The organism is Occallatibacter riparius (genome assembly GCF_025264625.1).
Lineage (GTDB): Bacteria > Acidobacteriota > Terriglobia > Terriglobales > Acidobacteriaceae > Telmatobacter > Telmatobacter riparius.
The window spans coordinates 3253246-3275283 of record NZ_CP093313.1; the positions used below are offsets into that span (position 1 = coordinate 3253246).

A 22038-nucleotide genomic window follows, 5' to 3' on the forward strand; every position below is an offset into this window, starting at 1 on the left:
AGTGGGCAGCTCCTATCCCCTCATTAAACTAGTGGACGAAGGACTCCAACGAGGCTTTGCTGATTCGCCGTACCAGGTACACTTCTATCGCGAGTACCTGGAAACGATTCTGTTTCCGGATCCTGCTGACCAGCAGCTGATACGCGATTTTCTTGTTCGCAAGTATCAGAATCATCCGCCGGACCTGATTGTCACGGTGGGCTCTTCACCGCTGAAGTGGATGGCCGAGACGCACCAGAAGTCGTTTCCGGGCGTGCCCGTAGTCTTCTGTTTTCCGAGCGCGCCGTCGGGCGCCGATTTGTCGCTCGACTCTGGTTTCACGGGCGTCCAGGGCGACATTTCTGCTGCCCGGACGGTCGACGCAGCCTTGCGACTGCTCCCCGATACGAAGCACGTTACCGTCGTCGGTGGCATTGCGCCCTATGACCAGCAGCTGGAAGCAGCCATCAAGAACCAACTGAAGAGCTACGAAACGCGGCTGAATGTTTCCTATCTCACCGAGTTGACTCTCCCGGACTTGCTTAGGCGGCTGCATGAGCTTCCAAGCCACTCCATCGTTCTGATGTCGGCGCTGGGCCGAGACCCGGCAGGAACGACTCTCACGTCGGCTGAATTGGGACCATTGATCGTGGGAGCCAGCAATGCGCCGGTTTTCAGCATGAACGATCGGCATTTCGATCACGGCGAAGTAGGCGGTGACATTTCAAGCGCGATGGAGCAAGGCAAGCTTGCCGCCGGACTCGCAGTTCGCCTGCTCAAGGGAGAGAGGGGACTGACTCCGGTTAAGGATGCCTCCGTCTACATGTTCGATTGGCAAGCGCTCAGGCGATGGGGACTTGATGAAAGGAACCTCCCGCCGGGCAGCATTGTCAAGAACCGGCAACCCGGGTTTTGGGAACAATATAGGCGGTATGCGTTGATCGCTCTAATCGTACTGCTGTCCCAGATGGCAGTCATTCTTGCGTTGCTTATGGAGCGGGCTCGTAGACGGAGAACGGAGGCGGACCTTCGAAGGTCAGAGGAGAAGTTCTCGACGTCATTCAGACAGAGCCCTCTCGCGATAATGATCGTCAGTGCGAAGACCGGCTGTTACATCGAAGTCAACGAAAGTTTTGAATGCCAAACCGGCTGCGATCGACGGGAAGTGCTCGGGCGTACCGTTCGCGATATCGATTTATGGATGCCTCCCCAGGATGGTTCCCTATCGATGGATCAACTGCTCGCGGCCGGCTCGCTGGCGAGTGGCGAAATGCCATTTAAGAGGAAAGACGGGCAGATGCGCACAGCGCTTTTGTCAGTTGAACGGATTGAGGTAAACGGAGAATCGTGCGTCCTCTGCGTGATCGCCGACATTACCGAACGAAAGCGCGCCGAAGAAGCTCTATCGAGCGTCAGCAGGAGATTGATCGAGGCTCAGGAGTCGGAACGTGTCCGGATCGGAAGAGAATTGCATGACGACGTGAATCAGCGGGTGGCAATCATCGCTGTAAGGCTGAAGACGCTGGCCCGTGAACTCCCGCCGTCGGAGAGCCGTACGCTTCGAACCCTTGATCAAATATCAACGGACGTAACGGGTCTAGCCGCGGAAATCCAGGCTCTATCTCATCGCTTGCATTCTTCCAAGCTTGAATATCTTGGGTTGAGTGCGGCCTCAGAGGCGTTCTGCCGTGAGCTTTCGAAACAATATGAGGTCAACGTGCAGTTCCAATCTGACGAACTGCCGGACAATCTGCCCAATGAAATCTCCCTTTGCCTGTTCCGCGTCCTGCAGGAGGCTTTGCAGAATGCCGTAAAGCACAGCGGAGTACGTGATTTCGACGTGTCGCTTAGCAACAGATCCGGAGATGTTGAACTCGTGGTTCACGATTCGGGCGTTGGCTTTGACTTCAATGCCGCAAGGCTTGGTATAGGGCTCGGACTCACAAGCATGAGAGAACGGCTGCGGTTGGTGGACGGACGATTCACGGTGCGGTCCAAGTCTCAGCAAGGAACCACTGTCGTGGCTCACGTGCCGGTTGCCTCGAAAACGGTTGCCAACTGAGTTAATGGCAATTGCTCGCAATAGCGATTCCACTACGCACAGCCGCATGCGCGTCTTACCAATTCCAGCGGATATGGCTGCCGCTCCTAAGGGGAGTCGCCGTTGGAACTCTTTCTCACCTCCCCCAACGTACGGACCTCCTGTTTTCGCCGGTCCAGGTTGAAGACAACAGAAGGCCAAATCGCTCGTCCTGTTCGTCTTGACCTTCGGAACTTGGGATAGGTCCCCTGAAACGGGGTAGGATGCCGCGATCCACCTTGACCAGAAGTCGCCTACGCGCCGTTGTACTTGCGGCTCGGCGTCTCTGCGTCACCCGGCGAGTCCACTAAATCACTTTAATCACAACCTTCCCGAAGGGGTTTCGATTGAAGTGATCGAAGGCCTCTGGAAGATCGTCAAAGGCATAGGTTGTCTCAATGATCGGCTCGATACGATGCTGCTCCATAAACGCGAGAAGCCCCTCGAAGTCCGCGCGCGACCCAACGCTGACGCCTTGCAGCGAGACATTCGTACCCAGCATCCACGGAATCGCGATGGTTCTGTCACGCCGTCGATAAAGCCGATAACAGCGATATGGGCTTCAAAAGCCGATGCCGCGATGGAGTGCTGGAGAGAATTGCCACCGATGGTGTCGATGATGACATCCGCTCCCTTGCCATCCGTGAGCGCGCGAACCTGTTCTTCCCAATTCATATGCGTCGTTGAGTCGATTACATCCGATGCTCCAAGCCTCAGGAGCGAAGCGCTCTTCTCTTTGCTGCGAGACAGGGCGATCACACGATTGCCCGATGCCTTCGCAAGCTGCAGAGCAAAGAGGGAGACACCTCCGCTGCCCTGAATAAGGACATCGTCTCCTGGCACAAGTTGGCCGTGCTTGAAGAGACCAACCCAGGCGGTGAGCGCGGCTATCGGGAGAGTCGAAGCCTGCTCAGCGTTGAGGTACGACGGATACTTGATCGCGCCATTCACATGAACCACCGCGTATTCAGCGAATACCCCCGAAGAGGACCGCCGAGGGTTGCGGTTGTGGCAGCATAAGACACTTTGCCTCCGGTCCATTCCACGTGAAGCCGCGTGACAACCCGATCCCCTATGGACAGAGTACGAACCTTCTCACCAACTGCTACGATTTCGCCTGCCGCACCCGACCCGGGAATCAGGGGTAGAGGCATCGGCACGGGATAGGTTCCTTCGATAATCGCCTTGTCCCTGTAATTCAGCGAAAAGGCGTCCACGCGAAGAACGACCTCATCCGGACCAGGGTTGGAATGGATTGTTCTTCCTGGTGTAGATTGTCGCGACCAATTTCATTGATCTGCCAGACCTTCATGATGACCTCAGTTTTTGTTGCCTGAACATTGGTGGCTCCACGGAAGGCAGGCGAGGCCTTCCAGCCTCGCCCGCAGAACACTAGCTGCTGAAGCTGTCCCAGACCGAGGTCTCTTCAGCTCCAAGGCGGCCGTTGCTTTGGACCTGCAACATCCAGCACGGATACTCGGCGGGCAGCGCACTCACCGTATCGATCTCCTCCGGAGTGAGCCGTATACGGGGGCCACTGCGTTCACGGTGATCCCCCCGACCGCGCAACTCATTGGCCAGTACCGGGACGATCCCTTCGACACCGGCTTTGGAGGCGATGTAGGGCCCGTAGGTTGGGAACTACCTGGCCAGTACGCTGCTCGAGAAGGCGATAATGCGTCCGCCTTCCTTCAGGTGCTGCGCTGCCTGCGCAAATACGAGAAACGTACCGCGAAGGTTGACCGCGATGACTTTATCGAAGGCGTCCGTGTCGCCTTTCTCAATGGCCGACAACGGCATGATGCCGGCGTTGTTGACAACCACATCCACGCGGCCAAATGTTTTCGACGGTCTTCTCGAAAAGCTGCCTGACCTCTTCCACATTGCTCACATCCGCCTTCATGGCGACCGCTTCCCCATCCGCCTTGCGAATCTCGTCGACAACCCTCTGCGCCTCATCGGCCTTGCCTGCATAGTTCACGACAACGGCGAATCCGTCCGATGCCAGTCGCCTCGCGATGCTGCGGCCGATGCCGCGGGATGCTCCGGTAACAATTGCTGTCTTTAGCCATGTTCTTCTCCGTTTTCCGGGCGGCTGGTTCGTCAAGCCGGCCATACACAGAGAATGCGCTGGTCCTGCATATAAATCCAATGGATAGTACTAATATTGGATATCCGTCTAACGCAGCTTCGCCAAGCCGATCTGAACCTACTCGTGGTCTTTGTGGTGTTTGCAGAAGAGCGAAATGTATCGCGGGCCGGCAACCGCCTTTGCTCAGCCAGCCGGCGGTGAGCCGCGCTCTGCAGCGGCTCCGCGACATGTTCCATGACAATCTCTTTGTCCGCACGGCGACGGGTTACGATCTTACACCCCAGGGACACCGACTGCTGCAGGAACTTGAACTCATGCTGCCCAAGCTGGATCGCCTTTTGAGCGGCACAAGTTTCGATCCTGCTGTTGAAGAGGCGAATTTCTGCCTCGCGGTTACAGACAACGCTGCCGCCGTTCTTGTACCAATTCTTTGCCGCAAGGTTCTTCCGGCGGCAAAGAAGGTGCATTTCGATTTCATCGCCTGGCATCGAGGAAGCTTCGATGACGTTGCGCATGGTCGCGTCGATCTTGCCTTCGCTTCAAACGCCGTGGAGGCGCCACCGCCGCTGCAAGGACAGACTATCTATGAAGAGCAGTTTGTTTGTGTCGCGGATGGAAAGCGACGTCTTCCAAGGTCGCTCACACTCGAGCAGTACCTGGAGCTGGAACATATCAGCATCAGCATTCTCGGCGGCATCCAGGTATCTCCGGATAAGGCCCTGGCAGCAATGGGGCATAAGCGCAAAATAGCCATACACGTGCCATACTTCGAAGCGGCAATACGCGCCGTTCAGGGTGATGACGTGGCACCGCGGCTGAATACAGACGCGGCACATGGATGGCTTCGAGAGACGATGCGGCAGGTTGGAGCATGGGTCGCGAGAACTTGAACTACAACGAGCTGTTCGTGCAACCCTTCGACCGTCGTGACCAAGGCTATACGCTCAATGAAGATCATGTGAGTGCTCGTCGCGTTCCTAACAACATGATGCACATTCGTTGATCCTTCTGAAAGTGCCGGCTTGCTCCGCCGTCGCAAAAGAGATTTGTTTGGGACAGTGTGGAGGATCATAGGTCCAGCTCTTTGCGCTCCCGGGTGATTAGTGGCGCGGTTGGCAGCAACAAGGGATTACCTGTAATGGAATCGAGCGATGTAATCGAAGCTATTGATAACAGTCCGAGTCACTCATTCAGATCTGTTGCTTTATCGCGATGTGAATAAGCAGTGGGCCTCGTGAACGGCTCGGCCATTCATCTGGCCGTATGGTCGCCAATGCGCCCTTGTGGCTGCCCGCTGAATGTGCGTTCCGGCAGAAGAGCGGAACGCCCGTTTCTCGTCAACTTGAGCGCCCGCGGATGTACGGACGCCGTCCTCGACATGCTAGTTGCGAAATGCAACGACTGCATTCCGGACCGCTTAGGCATAACAATCTGCGTTATCGTTGGCCGATCGGATTTTGGTTTCATCGAACCCACCAACTAGTGTCCAGACTCGGGTTCCTATTTCGGGCTGAGACCGTTTCAAACCGGTCGCCCCACTTGGTCTAGCGTGACTTACCTTAGTCCCACATCCAAGTTCACTGAATGTTTTGATGGTTTAATTGCCAATATACCGCGTACCTCTGATCTCTAATTTGATACAACGGCATCAGGCTGAAGATTGTACCTTCGCGTTTGGCGCGAAATCGCATCTCTGAAATACTCGCAGGCTGTATCCATTCGACCGCATTGGTGTCGGCGCGAACTGCGATTCTTGGTAACGGATCGGGCGGGGGAATCTCCTTCGGAAATGGATCGTGAATCAGCCGGGTGGGGCCATCCTGAGGTCCGGCACCGAGATCGGCAGCCAGCACGACGGGACCGAACAATGCGGCACAAACAGTGTCATCTCCAGCGAGAGGTTCCGTCCGCAGTTCCATGGGGACACGGATGCCGATGGTATCGCCCTCCTGCCAAGTTCTACGGATGGCGAGGTACGATCCGGGGTCTGAGACTGCTTCAAGAGGACGGCCGTTGATTGTCACTTCAGCGCCGGAGGTGGTCCATGCCGGGATGCGGACGTGAATCGTCGGGATGTGGGGGCGGGATGAAGTGATTTTCAGCGTCGTGCCCTGCTCAATGGGAAATCGAGTCGATTGTTCAATTGCGAAACCTTCGTCCTTCCACTCGAGTGGCGAGGCGAGGAACTGGTTGACGTAGAGATCCGCACCGCGGTGGAAGTAGATGGTGTCAGCGAATTTGGCGGATTCCTCCGCGCCTGTTCCCGTACAACACCAGAAGGACTCTTCCGGTGTGTTGTAGTCGCGCCAGTATCCGGCCGCAAGCGGCACAAAGTACAGTTTCAGCCCTCGGGATTCCTGGGTTCCGAGCCTGCAATTGAACAGCGCCCGTTCGTAGGCGTCCATCCAGCGCGCATCGGCGGTCCACCCGAAGACGAGGCGTTTGAGTTTCATCAGGTTATAAGCCACGCAACACTCGGCGTTTTTCCACGCCAGGGTGCCCTGCAACTGTCCGGCGGGGGTTTTCCAGAACTCATCTACGCTGGTATTCCCGATCACGTAAAATTCCGGGCGGTCAGCACCTCCTCAAGGAAGTACTCGGCGATGTGACGGTAGCGGCGATCGCCGCTGACTTCATACATGCCGGCTGCGCCAATGATCTTTGGTAGGTGTGTATTGGCATGAAGGCCTTGCAGCTCGCCGCGCCGATCGGCCAGCGGATCGAGAAAGCTGGGCTGCTCGAAGAGCCGGGCAGTTTCGAGATAACGGTCTTTCCCGGTTAGCGCCGCCAGATTGACGAGCACCTCGTTCATGCCCCCGTATTCATTCCGGAGCATGCGCTGGCGCTGTTCGGTACCGATGGGCCAAAAGGAGTCTCCCAGCCAGCGGGCCATGTCTTCGGCGATCCGAAGGGCGTCGGAGTTCCCGGTGAGGACGTACATGTCCAGCATGCCGGCCATGATCTTGTGGTAGGTGCAAAAGAGTGCTCAGACTGGCCTACCAGCGGCAAGCCGCTCAAACCAATCCGTGGGGAACGCGCTCAAATTGCCGGTTCCCAACTTCTTCTGGCACTCAGCAAGGCCAGCAACGAGTTTGTCAGCACTGCTCTTCAAGACAGAATTGCAGGAGCCGGCCAGGCCATGGAGGCCGCGGAAAGAAAGTGTCCTCCATTGAAGTGCCCTCGCAGCTCGCAATTCGGCGCCTCCCAGCCGCCGTAAGGCAGGGCGCTCGAGGAGATGCCCGCCGTGGCGCGGAAGCTATAGAGGACCCAGTCCACATCCAGGGAAGCGAGGTAGCGCGCGTTGATCTCCTCCTGTTCCTGGAAAATCCCTGAAGTGAGCCGAACCGCGTTGAGCGGAAACGGCAGCGGCCTTTCGACGGAAGGGGACTGAGCAGCTTCGGACCAGACAATGGCAAAACCGGGTCCGCCCCATCAAGCAGGTTCCCGCAGCACCGGCACTTGATTTGAGAAAAGCGCGACGCGAGTGACTGATCATGATCGTTCTCCTGGTGAACAAAACGCAGCCGTGGTCACCCTCCGTTTCTGCTCTCCGCCATGTTCAGCCCCTCCTTACTCGTCATGGCATCTTCGGCTGAGATCATGCGAGAGTCGATCATGCTGCAGATGGCTTGATCTCGAACACATAAGCATAGTCGCACGGTGGCCTTTCTGGTAGTTTCACGGTGACTCGATCCGCGTTGCGCGACCACTTGAGATTGGGCTCCGATCCCAACATCCCAATTCTGGCGATCTCACCTGGGTAGTGGGGTGAATTCGAACCCAGCGACTTGATCGTCAACTCCCCATTCTCGGGCCATGCCAACGCGACTGCGTAGAGAGTGTCCCTCTTGGTGGTGAATCGGATGTCCGCTGGAACATACTTCGGAAGCGGGCCATATGCTCTCTCGACATGACCTTTGGTCGGACCCTCGCCATAAATTTTCCAGGGACGCGTGGCGTAAATGGCCTCGCTGTTCACCGCCATCCATTGGCCGAATTTATCCAGGAAAGCAAGTTCATCGTCATCGAGCCTGCCGTGACCCGGCAAGGGAATATTCAAAAGCAGATTTCCGTTCTTGCTGACGACGTCGACCAAGTAATGGACCATGAACTCTGGTGTCCGGTACTTGTGGTTCTCGTAAATCGATCTGCTGTAATGCCAAGCCCCGATACAGATGTCGGACTGCCATGGAACTTGTTCGATGTCCCCGGCTTGACTGGCTTCGTGGTCAAGCACGAGGGTACTCATTACAGCTTTCGGGACTTGCTTGATGTTGAATACGGCATCGAGCTTGCCTCCGTTGCGCCTAAGGTTGGAGTTGTAATAGTAGGCCATGATGGGAGGGGTCAACTCGGGCATGCCCAGCCACACTTTCAGTCCCAGTGGCCCACCGTCATCAAAATCCCAATCGCAGTTATCGTCAAAATAGAGTAGATCCGGATTGTATTGATCGATGACGTCCTGGACGCGCAGCATGAATTGCTCGACGAACTCAGGGCAAGGCTCGTATTTGCCATGCGGAATTCCATTCAACTGCCTGGGGTCCATCCCCTGCCACCATTTGCCTTTTCCGTCTGCTGCTGTAACCACACCATCGTAGGGCACGCCCTTGAGTGGTCCTGTTCCATCGCTGTCGTAACGAACCGGCATAAATTCGCGCCAAACGCGGCCGGGCGTCCCATGATAAGTAATTCCGAACCTGAGACCGTGCGCCCTGGCTACTTTTTCCCACGTTCCGACGATATCTTTTTTGGGGCCGACATTCATGCAGTTCCACGGCTGGTGTCGGGAATTCCAGCAGTCGAAATTGTCATGGTGGTTGCCCAAGGCAACGAAGTACTTGGCGCCGGTATTTGCGTAGAGGCGGATCAGTTCTTCCGGATTCCAGATTTCGGCCCGCCAGATGTTGCAGATGTCCTTATATCCAAACCGAGACGGATGACCGTAGGTCTTGACGTGGTAGTTGTATTGGCTGCTCCCCTGGACATACATGCCGCGGGCATACCAGTCTCCCTGCTCGGGCACGCACTGCGGACTCCAGTGAGCCCAGATGCCGAACTTTGCATCGCGGAACCAATCTGGGCATCGATAGGCTTTGAGAGATTCCCAATTGGGCCGGAAGGGACCAGTGATTCGACCACCGGTGAAGTTGGGATCTGTGTAGGTGCCCTCTTGCCCGGATGAGCCGTCCAGGGCGGACGCTTTGTCAGCAAGGGCAAGCAGAGCCGCGCTGCCCGCCACAAACTCTCGCCGGTTAAATCCGCCAGATCCATTGCTCACTGAAGAACTCCTCTCGACTAACTTTAGAGCCTGTAACAAACCCCGTCCATTTGGAGCGGCACTTTTCCGAGGAGTCCGTTATACGGCAAGTTGGCCGTTCTTCATGCCGTCATTATAGAAGCGGAAAAACTATACCAAAGTGTAGGTTGAGCAGAATCGTCGTCAACTCTAGGCTTGCGATAAAGCTGGTCCAAAGGACGCAATCGACGACCATCTGGCGCCCAGTTCAGATTCACTCTTGCGCGTTTCATCGGTCACTGACGCACGTCTCTTCCGACCTAAACAGCTACTGCAGTGCAAATTGCCTTCACCTCATGAGCTTTCCTGTCGGAGGCACACGTTGGGTACACAAGCACTTCTCGTAGAACTTCTCTTATCAGGGTTCTTCGCCGTCGCATGTTTTCGCGCCCGAGCCACCGGATTTGGGAGTGCCGGTGTCATTCCGCACACGCTATTTGCGATGACCGATCGCCTCGAGAGACTTCGCCGCTCGCGGTGGCAGTGGTTTGCAATGGTCCTGCTCCTGTTCGTGGTTCGAATGCAACGCAGCACGCCTATGGTCGCGGAACTCACTGTGCTGGCGCAGTTCGTCGTCTTTCTATGCTTGCCCACTAAAAAGACCGCGGAGGCCGTTCGGAGGCCATGATGTCAGTCTCGCCATTCGCGAAATTCGTGAAGCAGGCCCGAAGCAACCTGCGTACGGGAGATCTGTCGCGCGAACCGGTGAAATTGCTTCGATTGGAGTGGACGCCGGAGAAGGTCGAGTGCGATTGGCTCATGCGACCGGCCGACCCGTGGGATGCGTGTATTCCCGCTCCCAAAGCCAGGGAGAACCAAACATCACAGGCTCTGAAGGATGCGCTCACTTTGCGGAACATGATTTTCAAGGCTTTCCCCGCAGTCGATATGGCAGAGCTTCGGATGTTCCGGCACGATGCAGATCAGCAACTGGAGCTAATGATGACGGGCACCATCGCGCGCAACGACCAGTTCTACGAGCGGGTGTCTTCCATGGCTATGCGAGCGAAACTCTGCGGCTTTCACTTCACTCTCGCAGAGGGAGCTTTCGAGAGACGCTCCTGACTCGCAGACCGGGCCCGACAAAGAATCAACAAAACACTGATTGGAGGACGGAATGGCGGCAACAACTTCACAAGGAAAATCATTTGCGTTGTTTATCGTGGGCCTGACGGTTGGCGCGGCAGGACTCGCGTATGTAGCTTCCGGTACGGGGAAGCTGGCTCTGGTGGTTGGTCTCGCAGCATTGGCTGCGTCATTCGCTTACTTCTTGAAAATCAAGCCCGCCGAAGGCAAGGTCGCCGAGGCTTCGCAACCAGCTTTCCTGAAGCTGCTCGGATTGGGCGCGGCAATCGCCGGCTGGCTGGTTGTGTTGTTCGGCCTGCATCTGGCTCCCAGCGTCGGCGGCCGGATGGCCACCACCTTGATCGGCCTGCTGATCTCGCTTGTAGGCGTGATCGGGATTCTGCCGGCCGCCGCGAACAAGAATGCGATCTGGAAGTCGTAGAGCGCTGACGTTCCGAACCAACTCACACCTTGACGGAGATTGATTGATGAGAATTGTTCGCATTGCATCGTGTGTCTGCGCTCTGGCCTTTGTTCTGGCATCAGGCGCGGGTGTTGTGGCTCGGGCGGACGCCGCACCGTCGGCATCTGCGGCCGAGCTGAAGGATGCCGTTGGGAAGGCTCCGGTGGCTGCAACCCAGGCAAACGGCGATCCCGGCGGTATGATCACCGGAAACGCCAATGACGTTCCGGTTGCCGACAGCAAGGCAGGGCTGACACTGGGCGATCTTGCCAGCCAGATCGGTCAGAACAAGATTGGTATCAACTTCACCTGGACTCTGATCTGCGGCTTCCTTGTCATGTTCATGCAGGCCGGGTTCGCGATGGTGGAAGCGGGTCTTTGCCGCGTCAAAAACTCCAACCATACGTACATGATGAACTTCTTCGTGTACGGGTGCGGCCTGCTTGCCTACTGGCTGATAGGGTTCGCGATCCAGATGGGCGGTTCCGCCGGAAACGGAAATCTGGGTGGGCTGCAGCCGCTGAACAGCGAGCATACCCTGGCGCTCTTCGGCACGACATGGGGCATCTTCGGACAGACGGGTATGTTCCTCTCCGGTCGCGCTTACGACGTAGGCGTGATGGTGATCTTCCTGTTCCAGATGGTGTTCATGGATACGGCTCTCACCATCGTTACAGGCGCGTGCGCGGAGCGGTGGAAGTTCCTCACCTTCGCTGTTTCGTCCGTACTGATGGGCGCATTCACTTATCCGCTGTTTGCAAATTGGGCATGGGGCGGCGGCTGGCTTGCTCAGCTGGGCACAAACTTGGGGCTCGGCAAGGGCTACAGCGACTTCGCCGGCTCGGGCGTTGTCCACGCAGTAGGCGGTGTGACTGCACTGGCAGTGGCTTTGATCGTTGGCCCTCGAATCGGCAAATTCAACCGCGACGGGTCGAGCAACGTGATTCTTGGCCACGACATCTCCGCGGTTCTGATCGGGTGCTTCATCCTGGCGTTCGGCTGGTTCGGCTTCAATCCTGGCAGCACGTTGGGAGCCTCTGGCGCAGGATGCCTTCGGATCGGTTCGGTCGCAGTAAACACAATGCTGGCCGGTTGCACCGGAACCTTCGGAGCCATCCTCTACATGTGGATTCTGAAGGGTAAGCCCGATGCTTCAATGAGCGGCAACGGCCTGCTCGCAGGGTTAGTCGCGATTACTGCGCCAAGCGGCTTCGTCAATCCGATCTGCAGCGGCATCATCGGACTGATTGCCGGTGTTCTGGTCTGCATCAGTGTTGCGTTTGTCGAAAACAAGCTGAAGGTCGATGATCCTGTCGGCGCGATTTCGGTGCACGGTGCCGGCGGCATCTGGGGCGTCATCTCGGTCGGCTTATTCGCAGACGGCACCAGTAACTATGGTGGCGCATGGAATGGCGTCAGCGGCTCGGTGACCGGTTTGTTCTACGGCGATGCAAGCCAGCTCGTCGCGCAGTTGGTCGGTGTTGCGACGCTGGTCGGGTTCGTATTCAGCTTCAGCTATGCACTGAACTGGGTGCTGGATGCTCTGATGGGTCAGCGCGTATCTGCCGAAAGTGAACTTGCCGGACTCGACCTCCCAGAGATGGGGCAGCTCGGATATCCGGAGTTCGTCTTCGTCCCTGAGCCCGAGTACCTGTCCGCCACTCCCAAGATGGCCGTGGCCTAGGGGTTTTATTGCAGCACTCTCAAGCGCAGCAGGGTTACTGCCATACCCTGCTGCACCTTTTCCCTTGATCAAGGAAAGCAAATATGAATATGACGAGCGAATCAACTCTGTCTCTCTCTTCGCATCAGGAGTTATCCCCGCTGGCGGGAGACGCGTCGACATCGGTTCTTACGCGTTTTGTTCCAACCGCGACTTCAAAGCAGCTTTTTCGCATGTTCCGGGATCCTCGCGTCCTTGAAAAAGAAGAACGCGCGGATCTTGTTCGCGAACTGCGCAGCGCGGTTGAACTCGCTCCCGCTGTCGCGGAAGTGCGTGTCCTTTTTGGCATGGCTCTCTGCGTCGATCTTCAGGCTCAGGAGGCCCTCGAGCAACTCAGAATCGCGGTTGAACAGGCGCCGGACTGCTTCATCGCCCGCCTGAAATACGGTGAATTGCTGATGCGGCTCAGAATCTGCGGAAAAGCAGCAGAAGAGACGCACCAGGCCGCAAAGCTCGCTGGCAGCGCGGCGCAGTCTGAGATGGCTCGTCGCCAGGCGACTACCATCCGAACCATGATGCGCGAGGGCGTTGAGCGCGGCGGCTTCAAAGGTCTATTCCCGAGTTGGATGACACCCAAGCGTCGAGTCCGCCGATCGGAATCAGTTACAGCACTTGCGAACTCCAGGTAGGAGAGAATGCCCGCAGATCTGCAACTGGCGCTATTGATCGCCATTCTTCTTCCGGCCAGCAAAATCATCGCGTCGCTCTGCACACGACTCGGAATCCCTCCGATTATCGGGGAATTGATGGTGGGTGTGGCGGCCGGACCCGCCTGCCTGAACATGTTGCACATGCGGTTATTCAGCGGGACTCCCGCAACCGACGCATTCCTGCTGCTGGCGCAGATTGGCGGCTTCGTCCTGATGTTTATCGCAGGATTGGAAACCGACATAGAGCGCATGCGCGAAGCCGGCCCAACCGCATTTCTGGTGGCCCTGCTCGGGGTCGTTTGGCCGTTCTTTCTCGGAGCCGGAACGGCACATCTCTTCGGCATGAGCTGGAACAACGCCTGGTTCCTGGGAGGCGCCCTGACGGCAACCAGCGTCTCAATCTCTGCCCGCACCTTGATGGATGCCGGTAAGATGACCTCGCCCGAAGCCTCGGTCATACTTGGCGCAGCAGTCATAGATGATGTGATGGGTCTGTTCGTCCTGGCTTTTTTGGCGGCAGCATGTAACGCCAAAAGCTCCGCTGCATTTGGACTTGCGCCACAGGTTAGTTCATGGATTCAGACGACGTTCCCAGTCGCCGGAGCTCACCCGCTCGTGGTCGAGATCGCCCTGATCCTCCTCAGTGTCACGTCGTTTTTTGTGGTCGGCTACGGCGCAGCCAAAAAGGTCATCGATCCCCTCATCAGACTATTTCGCAAGATCGACGCCACCGAGGCTGTGACAAGCTGCGTCCTCGCGTTGATGCTTCTGTACGCAGTCAGCGCGGAGTGGCTGGGCAGCATAGCTGGGATCACCGGGGCTTATCTGCTGGGTTATGTGTGCGCCGAGGCAAAGCTAAAGACGCTTGTCGAGCGCACATTCTCTGCCATCGGCCACGGTCTCCTCGTGCCCCTGTTCTTCATATCGATCGGGTTATCCAGCAACTTCAGAGCGCTTGGAGGACACTGGCTATTATTCGGGTCTGTATTTGTGGTGGCGGTGATCACCAAGGTCGTCGGCTGTGGCACAGCGGCGCTGAGCATGGGAATGGGCTCGGTGCAGAGCCTTCGGGTCGGCTGCGGAATGATATCCAGGGGTGAAGTGGGACTGATTGTCACGGCAATGGCCGCAGGCACCGGCATCTTCAATGAGTCGGAGGTGGCCGTGATGGTTGGGGTAGTGCTGCTCACCACCCTTGTCACGCCGCTCATTATGCGAGGCGCCTTCGCCATCCATTGCCCAGAGGATCTCGACGATTCACACCTCGTAACTGCACTCGATGGGCGGCTCATCTCATCCGAGTTGTCCATGGCTGAGGTCGAGTCCCAAAGATGACCCAGGGATAGTTGGGAATCGCGGGCCGTTAATAGGACGAAGATTGTGGTCATCTGGGGTGTCTATGGTTGGAGCAACAAGCGTACTGGAAGCCGGCGATCAAATCGATTCCTATCGAATCGATGAGGTGCTGTCTCGAACCAGATCTTCAAGCGTGTTTCGCGCAACCGATCTGCGCGACGGACGAATTGTCGCATTAAAGCTTCCCGACCCCGAAATGGAAACCGATCCGTTTCTCCTCGAACGCTTTCGACGCGCGGCGGAAATCGGAGAGAAACTAGGGCACCATGGGGTGATGCGCGTTTTCAGCGAGGTGGAGCGCACGCGCGTTTACATGGTGATGGAATGGTGCGAGGGAAAGACCCTGCGGCAACGGATGGACGCAGGCAGAATTCCTCCTGATCGTGCAATGCGCATCGCCATCTCAGTGTTGGAAGGATTGCAGTATCTCCACGACAACGGAGTCGTGCACAGGGCACTCACCCCTGAGTGCATCATGGTGGCCGATAACGATGTGATCAAACTCATCGATTTCGGCCGAGCCTCAGACGCGTTATCCCGGCGGCTGACCTATACCAATCTCGCGGACGAGTTGGGCAGCGTCGACTACGTGTCTCCGGAACAGGTCGCCGGGCGCAGGTGCGACGGCCGAGCAGACATTTTTTCGATGGGTGTGATTCTGTACGAGATGCTTACCGGCAAGCTCCCATTCGAGGGCTCCTCGCCCGCGGAATTGATGAAATCACGCCTCACCGATCCCCCTATTCCGCCGAGCGTAGCCATGCCATCCATTTCACCGCACCTTCAGGAAGTTCTATACCGGGCCTTGGAGAAAGAACCGCGGAATCGATACGCACGTGCGCATGATTTTACCTACGATTTACTGCACCTCGACCAGGTCGGAATTGAGAAACGTGTTGAGCTAAGCAAATGGAACACGAAGGGCGCTCACAGGCTGCGCAAAGTCCTTCTTCTCGTTATCCTGTTGCTTCTGCCCGTGGCGATTTTGGGCCTCATGGTGCTGATGTCGCTCGCCAGGTGAACGTCGAAACAACCACCGCCTTCACAGACAGGTGTGCCTGGATCGAGCGGGGTTCTCGATAGAGGACCTCGGCGTCGACTCTCTTCGTTATGCGTCTCTAGCTTGCTGCGATGACGGATTAAGAACTGAGCAATGGCTCGAATTGCCGAGGACGCTGGGTCTTTACAGTTGAGCTTCGAAGACCCGTGGACGATCGCAATGCGCTCACCGATGGGATGATCTGATGATCAGGCCACCTTGACGCATAGTTGCCTATGCGCCTATTCCGCGGATCTTTGCTATGGTTCGATACCTATGTGTCGTTCACAGCCCCGCGGACTCCGCTGCTTGCGCCCCAGATATCATTCAGTCGTCTGAAAGGAAGCATGTCCGCGTAAGAATCGGATGTGCTCCAGTTCTCCGCCGCACGGGTGGTAGAGTGTGGCGCAAGAGCGCCTCAGATCGTGAGGCGCCACCTGAGCGAGACCCACTGTCTTCGCATACTGCTTTACGACGTGCCACACAACTCGTTTCGAAGCCATATCACCCCAGGTTTGTCCTGCCGGCAGACGCATCGAAACAATCGTCCAGTCGAAACCCCTGCCGCTGAGATCCATAGACCTATGGTCGTCTTGACCCACTCCGGCGCAGGAACCGCCCGAATATGGCCGCCTTTGCCGATGAGATCAACAACCGCCCAATGCTCCTCGCGCAGCTGCAAATTCGTGAACTCCGGATCAGTCAGTTCGGGGCGCTGCAGTCCGCAGCCAAGCAACACGGCGAGTATGGCGCGATCGCGCTTTCCTTTGAGAGTGTCAGCCGGTGGTGACCGCAAGAACCGACGAGTTTCCTCGGCGCTTTGGCTTCGCGGGGCTTTTGTGGATATTTAATTCATTCCAACAGCCTGCAGGCGAACCGGTTGCCCGTTTTACGCTCAGGTGGACTGAATTTGTGAACACTGGCCGACATATGAGTACCGATCGGGAATCGAAGACGATTGCGTTTCCTGATTTACTGATCAGACATCCACTTTGTATCCCAAAGCCAGTTCGTCGCCACATTGGCCCCGGGTTCCCCAATTGCCTTTCGGGGTTTCAAGTATGAAAGCATCGGCAGGTAGGTTGCGGATGTCGTACGCACACGCCCGGAAATAAAGGCATTCGCCTCATCAGTATTTGCATGGACTTCGCGAGATCTTATTTCCCTATTTGCCACCGCATGCAATCCTCTGAACACGATCCGTGCGGCGTGATGAACGGCACGGTTCACGGTTCTTCTCGATACACTGCCGATCCTTGTTTGCTGGGAGTGCCGGAATCTCCAATCGTAGCGGCCAGTTCCTCGTCGGGAGACCATTCAGCAATCCTCCTGGTGTTCGCCTTGCTTGGACAGCACCGCCATTCGCGAGAGAACCCTGGACGCCACTTCGCCGGCCATCAGGGATAGCACCAACCTCTGGAAGATTGGATCGAAGAGAGAATCATCGCTCCAACGACGACCGCAGGTGCCGTCAGAAGCATGGGACGGAAGCGAACCGCGCCCGCATCGACGTCGGCATTCTTCAGGGACATGCATGTTGCAGGAGGTGATCATGGTTGCCGCGGACGTGGACAACGACCTGTTCCGGAGTGGTGAACAGGTGAGCCACGGAGATGGCGAAGGCCTGTCAAACATGGCCTACCGGATCACGGCGTTATATACCGGCCGGGACGACGTGCTGGGCGGCTCGGCTGGCCTGAAGCACTTTGGCAAGCGGCGCCTGGGACGGTCAGGGCTGGACCGAACCTATCCGGTCCCCGACAACGTTTGGGACATCGACTGCACGGCCATCATTCCGAAGGTGAACGGCATTGCGACGCACGGCATTTACTTCGAACCGGGTCCGCAGAACAAGGTGTATGACCTGATGAGGGAGATTCTGCAGGGCAAGGACCGCTCCATTTTGATTCACGAGGGCTTTGTGCCGGATGGCCCTGCGCGCACGCAGCCGACCGTTGCGCCCGATGCCTTGCCGGTTACGGCTAAACCCACTCCGCCGCCGAATACGGCAACGATTTAGAAACAGGCTTGGGGCAGCGTTCCGAAGTAAGCTACGACGCGCGTTCTGCGGCGTAGACTTCCCACGGCTTGAGTTCGTGTTCGAAGCGGCCCATGTCCACGCGGGCGTCGATGCGGCGGGAGAGGAACTCGACGCCTTCGAGTTTTAGGCGAGCGCGCTGTTCGTGCGCGGCGGCTCCGCGGAGCTTGATTTCGCCGCCTGCGCCGAGGACACGATGCCAGGGCAGCGAATCGGGCGGGTCGGTGCGCAACAGGCGGGCCACGGCGCGATGATAGCGCGGGTATCCGGCTGCTGCGGCGACTGCACCATAGGTGCTGACCTTGCCTGCGGGGATGGAGAGGACCATCCGGCGGAACGCAAGGTCGCGCTGCTCGTTGGGGCGAAGGGCGTCGCGGAGGAGCTGGCGCTTGCTGCGCTCGAAGAAGAGCTGGTCCATGACTGGCGCGCTGGAAGGCGAAGCATTGGGTGAGCGTTTCTTCGGCGCGCTAGCGGCAGATTTGGATGCGGCGCGCTTCACACTTCCACGGCAGCTTCTGCAGCGGGAATAACAATCTCTGCGTTTTTCTTCGCTTTCGCTGTGTTGGGTTTCTTCGCGGCGGACTTCTTCGTCGGTGCCTTCTTCTTTGGCTCCGGCTGCATCTTCAGGAACGAGGACCAAATGAGATCGAGGTGCTGCGGGGCCTGTTTGGCTTTGGCGATGGCCAGGTCGGCGACTTCGCGGATGATCCATTCGAAGTTGGCCTGGCCGACGGAATGGAGATCGGCGTCGGGCGCGGGGTTCATGAAGTCGATGGCGTAGGGGATTCCGTTTTCGACGGCGAACTCGACGGTATTGAGGTCGTAGCCGAGGGCCTGGCAGAGCTTGAGGGCATCCTGCTCGACGCGCTTAAGGAGCTTCTTGTCATACGCGGGCGGGCTCTTGACGTAGCGCTCGTGGTGAGGCTGCCGCGGGTCATACGGCATGATGTGGACCTTCTTCTGGCCGACGACGTAGCAGCGGAAGTACTCCTGAAAATCGACGGCCTTCTGGTACATCATGCAGAGATCGCGCGACTGATCGAAGGCGTGGAAGAACTCGTCGCGATTGTGGATGTGGTGCACATCGCGCCAGCCGCCGCCATCGACGGGCTTCATGAATCCATGCTCGCCTACGTAGGCAAAGACGGAGTCCCAATCGAGCGGGTACTCGAGGTTGCGCATGGAGCGGTCGGTCGTGCCTTCGGGGTGCTTCTTGTGCGGCAGGATGACCGTGGGTGGAACGGCGACTCCGAGCTTCTGCGCGAGCGAGTAGTTGAAGAACTTGTCGTCTGCCGACCACCAGAACGGGTTGTTGATGATGAGGGTGCCGTTAAGTGCTGCGTGCTTCAAGTAGGCGCGGTAGAAGGGGATGTCGTGGGAGATGCGGTCGACAATGACGGCGTAGGGAGCGGGCTTGTCCATGTGCGCTGCGCCGGTCTGGACGAATTCGGCCTGAATGCCGTCGAGGTTGCGCGCGTTGATGTGCTCCACGAGTGCGCCGGGAAAGCTGTTTTCCATGCCGAACAGAACGCCGATCTTCTTCATGCAGTCCTCCGCGGAGTGACCGGCGGTGTGCGAGCCCCAGGAGGCGCCGATCACGAACAGTGTAAGGCAACAGGGCACGCGGTTTGTATGATTCGCCTCAGCGCCAGGGACAAGGCTCTCTCGGCCGAGAGTTGTATGGTTTCCCATCCCCGGCCTCAATGGCCGGGATGGGAGAACAACAGCAAGAACAACCGCAGATCCCTCGGCTCCGCTCGGGATGACAGAGTGTTGGAGGCACTATTTCGTTGTGCCTTCGTTCCAGTCGTAGCTGAGGGCGGAGATGACCTTGTCGAGCTTGTCGGTTGCGGCAGCTCGCTGGATTTCGAGGCTGGCGATCAGCTTGCGCGTGGCCTGGAGCTGGTCTTCGGCGTGGTTCAGCTCGTCGACAAAGCGCTTTGCGACGTCATTGCCTTTGAGAGCGGTGACGTTTTCGCGGTAGCGGGCTTCGTCGGCCGCTGCGGTCTCCTCAGCCTTTTTGGCGTCGGCGATCTTTTCGTTGATCTCGGCGAGTGCGTCCTGCGCGTCGAGCACTGGCTGCAACTGTTCTTTCGCATCCGGAACCTGCTTGATGAGCTCCAGCACAAAATCGCGCTGCTCGGGCTGCTGATGCAAATTGGCGATGGTGTACTGGGGGCCGCGTTCGTGCACCTCGAGCTTGGCCGAACTGTGCGCTGGAACGACGAGGCGGAGGCGGTAGAGCGTGGGCGTAGTCTCCGCCGCCTTTAGGTTGCCATCGAGCTTCCAGCCATCCGCGCCCGCGTGGCGCGGATGCTCAATGAGCACCACGCGTTCTTCATCGCCGTCGTTGTTGGCGGTGTAGGTAGCGCCCTGAACCTCTATCCATGTCTCAACAATCGAACCTTTTCGGATGGAGAGGTGATGGATAACACGGTAGTTGGCGCGGTCGGAGATGCCGACTCTCACGGCCTGGTCATTGGCGTAGGAGAGCAGGCGCTTCTCACCCGGATGGATGGGATCGAGCAGGCCCTGGCCGGCGAATTCGCCGCTCTCGAAGATGGAGAAGCTGCCGGCATCGAGCGTCAGCTTCGATTTGTTTTCGAGCCAGACGGCGCGCAGAGGAGAGCGCTGCCTGGGATTCCAGAGGGTGACGTGTTCAGCGGGCAGATCTTGCTGAAGGATCGGCACCATCGCCGACTCGTTTTTGTGGATGGTGACGGGCTGCGTGAGGGAGTACTGAAAGAAATCGTCGAAGGCGTTGGTGGCAACGTCGCCCTCGTTCATCGCATCTGAAGCGCGATAAACGCCGCCGACGTAACCGGTGCCCGTGCCGATGCCGCCCAAGGAGGCCATGTTTCGACCGTTCATGGCGAGGCCGCCGATGGCGGAAGCAGGAGCAGCCATGGGCATGGGCGGCGGAGCTTCGGCTTCAACGGTGACAGTCTGGGTTTCCGATCCGACCTGGAGAGTCGCGTTGACGTTGGCCGCCATCGCGTTGCCGACGCGGACCTTGTTTTGCAGGTACTGCTGGAATCCGGGCGCCATGACATTGACGTTGTAGGTGCCGGGCGGAAGAGACGAAACGCTGAAGCTGCCGTCGGCCGAGGTGCGCGCCTTGGCGACGGTGTTGCCGCCAAGGGCAGTGATGGTGACGGCGGCATTGGCAATGACCGCGCCGGACTGATCCGTGACGGTGCCGGAGATGCCTGCCTGGCCAAAGCCGATGGCGGCTTCGTGGGTCTGCGGACTTGTTTCAACACCGGTGGCGATGGCAACCTGCTGACGGCGCATGTAGAGCGGCTGCGAGAGCGGCTGGATGAAGCTTTGAGGCGATCCGGCGACGAGAGAGAGCTGCACGTTGTCCCAGTCGGCGCCGACTGTGTTGTCGACCACGGCCCAACCCTGGACGATCGCATCTGTGTTGGCGCCGGTGTGCGGGAAGACAATGCGGTAGGTGGATTTCCAGACCGGCACTTCGCTGATGTAGCTGACGCGGAGCTGGCGCTGTCCCTGGCCGAGGGCGTTGAGTGTGAGATGACGCAGGCCGGTGGAGCGAGCCGTCGATAGCAGTTCGAGATAGCGGTCGAGCTGGCCCTGAAGATTCGCATCGAGCGGGCGCACGCTAAGCGTGGGCGTGAGCTCGATGACGCGCACGGCTCCAGATGCGGCGACGACGGTGAGGAAGAACTTTTCAACCGTTGTGTCGTCGTCGCCTTTCTTTTCGGTGCGCGACTCGATGGACATGAGGCGGCCGATGATAGGGCCGCCGGATGCTCCGGTGACTTCGACGCGCTGGCCACGCAGGGCTTGAAAGAGCTCGGTGGATGTGGGGTCGTCGGTCATGCCGAGGGCGAGCGTCTTGAGCTGCTCGGCCAGCGGGGTGGTGGAATTGTAATTCACGCCGGCGATGCGGCCGCCACCCTCATCGAGCACAGTGAGCGATTGCAAGACATCGTTAAGTTGCGGCGAGGTGAAGTCGATGAAGACGCGCTGATTGCCAGTGACGGAGCCGGAGTGTTCGAAATAGCCGACGCCGTTTTTGTAGAGAACGACTTTGCGAACTGGCAGATCTTTGACCACCTGCGGTGGGGCCAACTCTCTGGGTGACGTGCGGACGAAGGCGGGCGATTCGGCGGAGGCTGCGATGGAGGCGCAAAGGCACACGACGGCGAGCAAGCGGTACACGAGGTCCCTCCCGAGTGGAGCTTCTGTCGCTGGACCCTGTGAACTGCGATGTTCCTCAGGGACGCA

The 22038-nt window shown here is 58.0% G+C and carries 22 protein-coding genes and 1 pseudogene; 10 read left to right on the top strand and 13 right to left on the bottom strand.

Annotated elements, in window-relative coordinates; genetic code table 11:
- The first annotated feature begins 220 nt into the window (after positions 1–220).
- On the top strand, positions 221–2041 hold the full coding sequence (locus MOP44_RS13075; RefSeq protein ID WP_260796480.1) for a sensor histidine kinase: 1821 nt from the start codon (positions 221–223) through the stop codon (positions 2039–2041).
- A 325-nt stretch (positions 2042–2366) separates the two neighbouring features.
- Here the strand turns inward: MOP44_RS13075 and MOP44_RS13080 are convergent, their stop codons facing one another.
- From MOP44_RS13080 to MOP44_RS13090, 5 genes and pseudogenes are all read right to left on the bottom strand, one after another.
- Positions 2367–2561, bottom strand: a complete 195-nt coding sequence (locus MOP44_RS13080; RefSeq protein WP_260796481.1) for a hypothetical protein — start codon at positions 2559–2561, stop codon at positions 2367–2369.
- A 14-nt stretch (positions 2562–2575) separates the two neighbouring features.
- Positions 2576–3100 (bottom strand): annotated as a pseudogene (locus MOP44_RS28055) (zinc-binding dehydrogenase); the annotation flags it as partial.
- Complete coding sequence (locus MOP44_RS28060) at positions 3007–3315, bottom strand: alcohol dehydrogenase catalytic domain-containing protein (protein ID WP_390905493.1); 309 nt, start codon at positions 3313–3315, stop codon at positions 3007–3009. The pseudogene MOP44_RS28055 and the gene MOP44_RS28060, both read right to left, overlap by 94 nt.
- Before the next feature lie 385 nt (positions 3316–3700).
- Positions 3701–3943 carry an SDR family NAD(P)-dependent oxidoreductase gene (locus tag MOP44_RS13085; protein WP_260796482.1) on the bottom strand — a complete coding sequence of 81 codons (243 nt, stop codon included), beginning with the start codon at positions 3941–3943 and terminating at the stop codon, positions 3701–3703.
- Complete coding sequence (locus tag MOP44_RS13090) at positions 3840–4175, bottom strand: SDR family NAD(P)-dependent oxidoreductase (protein WP_260796483.1); 336 nt, start codon at positions 4173–4175, stop codon at positions 3840–3842. Before MOP44_RS13090 ends, MOP44_RS13085 begins: the two co-directional genes overlap by 104 nt.
- Here MOP44_RS13090 and MOP44_RS13095 point away from each other — a divergent pair.
- The gene (locus MOP44_RS13095) at positions 4130–5041 is read left to right on the top strand and encodes a LysR family transcriptional regulator (protein ID WP_260796484.1); all 912 of its coding nucleotides are present in this window, start codon (positions 4130–4132) and stop codon (positions 5039–5041) included. The two genes, MOP44_RS13090 and MOP44_RS13095, sit on opposite strands and share 46 nt — an antisense overlap.
- A 687-nt stretch (positions 5042–5728) precedes the next feature.
- Here MOP44_RS13095 and MOP44_RS13100 read toward each other — a convergent pair.
- From MOP44_RS13100 to MOP44_RS13110, 4 genes are all read right to left on the bottom strand, one after another.
- Positions 5729–6709, bottom strand: a complete 981-nt coding sequence (locus MOP44_RS13100) for a glycoside hydrolase family 127 protein (RefSeq protein ID WP_260796485.1) — start codon at positions 6707–6709, stop codon at positions 5729–5731.
- Complete coding sequence (locus tag MOP44_RS13105; protein WP_260796647.1) at positions 6706–7113, bottom strand: glycoside hydrolase family 127 protein; 408 nt, start codon at positions 7111–7113, stop codon at positions 6706–6708. Before MOP44_RS13105 ends, MOP44_RS13100 begins: the two co-directional genes overlap by 4 nt.
- Before the next feature lie 146 nt (positions 7114–7259).
- Positions 7260–7562, bottom strand: coding sequence for a beta-L-arabinofuranosidase domain-containing protein (locus MOP44_RS28065; protein ID WP_390905494.1), 303 nt, complete (start codon positions 7560–7562; stop codon positions 7260–7262).
- A gap of 202 nt (positions 7563–7764) precedes the next feature.
- Positions 7765–9432 (bottom strand): alpha-L-fucosidase, encoded by a 1668-nt coding sequence (locus MOP44_RS13110; RefSeq protein ID WP_260796486.1) that lies wholly within the window; start codon positions 9430–9432, stop codon positions 7765–7767.
- Positions 9433–10074: 642 nt separating this feature from the next.
- Here MOP44_RS13110 and MOP44_RS13115 point away from each other — a divergent pair.
- The 6 genes from MOP44_RS13115 (at position 10075) to MOP44_RS13140 (ending at position 15728) form a co-directional block, all read left to right on the top strand.
- Positions 10075–10515: a hypothetical protein gene (locus MOP44_RS13115; protein WP_260796487.1), complete on the top strand. Its 441-nt coding sequence runs from the start codon at positions 10075–10077 to the stop codon at positions 10513–10515.
- Between the two features lie 52 nt (positions 10516–10567).
- Positions 10568–10957, top strand: coding sequence for a hypothetical protein (locus MOP44_RS13120; protein ID WP_260796488.1), 390 nt, complete (start codon positions 10568–10570; stop codon positions 10955–10957).
- A 319-nt stretch (positions 10958–11276) separates the two neighbouring features.
- On the top strand, positions 11277–12662 hold the full coding sequence (locus MOP44_RS13125) for an ammonium transporter (RefSeq protein WP_390905495.1): 1386 nt from the start codon (positions 11277–11279) through the stop codon (positions 12660–12662).
- Positions 12663–12751: 89 nt separating this feature from the next.
- Positions 12752–13330 carry a hypothetical protein gene (locus tag MOP44_RS13130; protein ID WP_260796490.1) on the top strand — a complete coding sequence of 193 codons (579 nt, stop codon included), beginning with the start codon at positions 12752–12754 and terminating at the stop codon, positions 13328–13330.
- A 6-nt stretch (positions 13331–13336) separates the two neighbouring features.
- The gene (locus MOP44_RS13135; RefSeq protein WP_260796491.1) at positions 13337–14686 is read left to right on the top strand and encodes a cation:proton antiporter; all 1350 of its coding nucleotides are present in this window, start codon (positions 13337–13339) and stop codon (positions 14684–14686) included.
- A gap of 64 nt (positions 14687–14750) precedes the next feature.
- Complete coding sequence (locus tag MOP44_RS13140; RefSeq protein WP_260796492.1) at positions 14751–15728, top strand: serine/threonine-protein kinase; 978 nt, start codon at positions 14751–14753, stop codon at positions 15726–15728.
- A 341-nt stretch (positions 15729–16069) separates the two neighbouring features.
- Here the strand turns inward: MOP44_RS13140 and MOP44_RS28070 are convergent, their stop codons facing one another.
- Positions 16070–16324, bottom strand: a complete 255-nt coding sequence (locus MOP44_RS28070; RefSeq protein WP_390905479.1) for a tyrosine-type recombinase/integrase — start codon at positions 16322–16324, stop codon at positions 16070–16072.
- Between the two features lie 47 nt (positions 16325–16371).
- Here MOP44_RS28070 and MOP44_RS13145 point away from each other — a divergent pair, with 47 nt between their 5' ends.
- Together MOP44_RS13145 and MOP44_RS13150 are read left to right on the top strand one after the other, a co-directional pair.
- The gene (locus MOP44_RS13145; protein ID WP_260796493.1) at positions 16372–16536 is read left to right on the top strand and encodes a hypothetical protein; all 165 of its coding nucleotides are present in this window, start codon (positions 16372–16374) and stop codon (positions 16534–16536) included.
- A 762-nt stretch (positions 16537–17298) separates the two neighbouring features.
- A complete protein-coding gene (locus tag MOP44_RS13150; RefSeq protein WP_260796494.1) occupies positions 17299–17766 on the top strand; it encodes a hypothetical protein in 468 nt (155 codons plus the stop codon).
- A 31-nt stretch (positions 17767–17797) separates the two neighbouring features.
- Here MOP44_RS13150 and MOP44_RS13155 read toward each other — a convergent pair whose 3' ends face one another.
- The 3 genes from MOP44_RS13155 to MOP44_RS13165 all read right to left on the bottom strand — a co-directional run bounded on the left by MOP44_RS13155 (position 17798) and on the right by MOP44_RS13165 (position 21972).
- The gene (locus MOP44_RS13155; RefSeq protein ID WP_260796495.1) at positions 17798–18283 is read right to left on the bottom strand and encodes an MGMT family protein; all 486 of its coding nucleotides are present in this window, start codon (positions 18281–18283) and stop codon (positions 17798–17800) included.
- Positions 18280–19329 (bottom strand): ATP-grasp domain-containing protein, encoded by a 1050-nt coding sequence (locus MOP44_RS13160; protein WP_260796496.1) that lies wholly within the window; start codon positions 19327–19329, stop codon positions 18280–18282. The genes MOP44_RS13155 and MOP44_RS13160 overlap by 4 nt, the downstream gene beginning before the upstream one ends.
- Positions 19330–19566: 237 nt before the next feature.
- On the bottom strand, positions 19567–21972 hold the full coding sequence (locus tag MOP44_RS13165; protein WP_260796497.1) for a carboxypeptidase regulatory-like domain-containing protein: 2406 nt from the start codon (positions 21970–21972) through the stop codon (positions 19567–19569).
- Positions 21973–22038 lie beyond the last annotated feature (66 nt).

Bases quoted from the DNA above. Each gene is read 5' to 3' on its own strand.
- MOP44_RS13075 (WP_260796480.1), top strand. From the start codon at position 221: ATGGCCGAGACGCACCAGAAGTCGTTTCCGGGCGTGCCCGTAGTCTTC.
- MOP44_RS13080 (WP_260796481.1), bottom strand. From the start codon at position 2,561: ATGCTGGGTACGAATGTCTCGCTGCAAGGCGTCAGCGTTGGGTCGCGC.
- MOP44_RS13085 (WP_260796482.1), bottom strand. From the start codon at position 3,943: ATGTGGAAGAGGTCAGGCAGCTTTTCGAGAAGACCGTCGAAAACATTT.
- MOP44_RS13095 (WP_260796484.1), top strand. From the start codon at position 4,130: ATGTTCTTCTCCGTTTTCCGGGCGGCTGGTTCGTCAAGCCGGCCATAC.
- MOP44_RS13090 (WP_260796483.1), bottom strand. From the start codon at position 4,175: ATGGCCGGCTTGACGAACCAGCCGCCCGGAAAACGGAGAAGAACATGG.
- MOP44_RS13115 (WP_260796487.1), top strand. From the start codon at position 10,075: ATGATGTCAGTCTCGCCATTCGCGAAATTCGTGAAGCAGGCCCGAAGC.
- MOP44_RS13120 (WP_260796488.1), top strand. From the start codon at position 10,568: ATGGCGGCAACAACTTCACAAGGAAAATCATTTGCGTTGTTTATCGTG.
- MOP44_RS13130 (WP_260796490.1), top strand. From the start codon at position 12,752: ATGACGAGCGAATCAACTCTGTCTCTCTCTTCGCATCAGGAGTTATCC.
- MOP44_RS13135 (WP_260796491.1), top strand. From the start codon at position 13,337: ATGCCCGCAGATCTGCAACTGGCGCTATTGATCGCCATTCTTCTTCCG.
- MOP44_RS13140 (WP_260796492.1), top strand. From the start codon at position 14,751: ATGGTTGGAGCAACAAGCGTACTGGAAGCCGGCGATCAAATCGATTCC.
- MOP44_RS28070 (WP_390905479.1), bottom strand. From the start codon at position 16,324: ATGGATCTCAGCGGCAGGGGTTTCGACTGGACGATTGTTTCGATGCGT.
- MOP44_RS13145 (WP_260796493.1), top strand. From the start codon at position 16,372: ATGGCCGCCTTTGCCGATGAGATCAACAACCGCCCAATGCTCCTCGCG.
- MOP44_RS13150 (WP_260796494.1), top strand. From the start codon at position 17,299: ATGGTTGCCGCGGACGTGGACAACGACCTGTTCCGGAGTGGTGAACAG.
- MOP44_RS13160 (WP_260796496.1), bottom strand. From the start codon at position 19,329: ATGAAGAAGATCGGCGTTCTGTTCGGCATGGAAAACAGCTTTCCCGGC.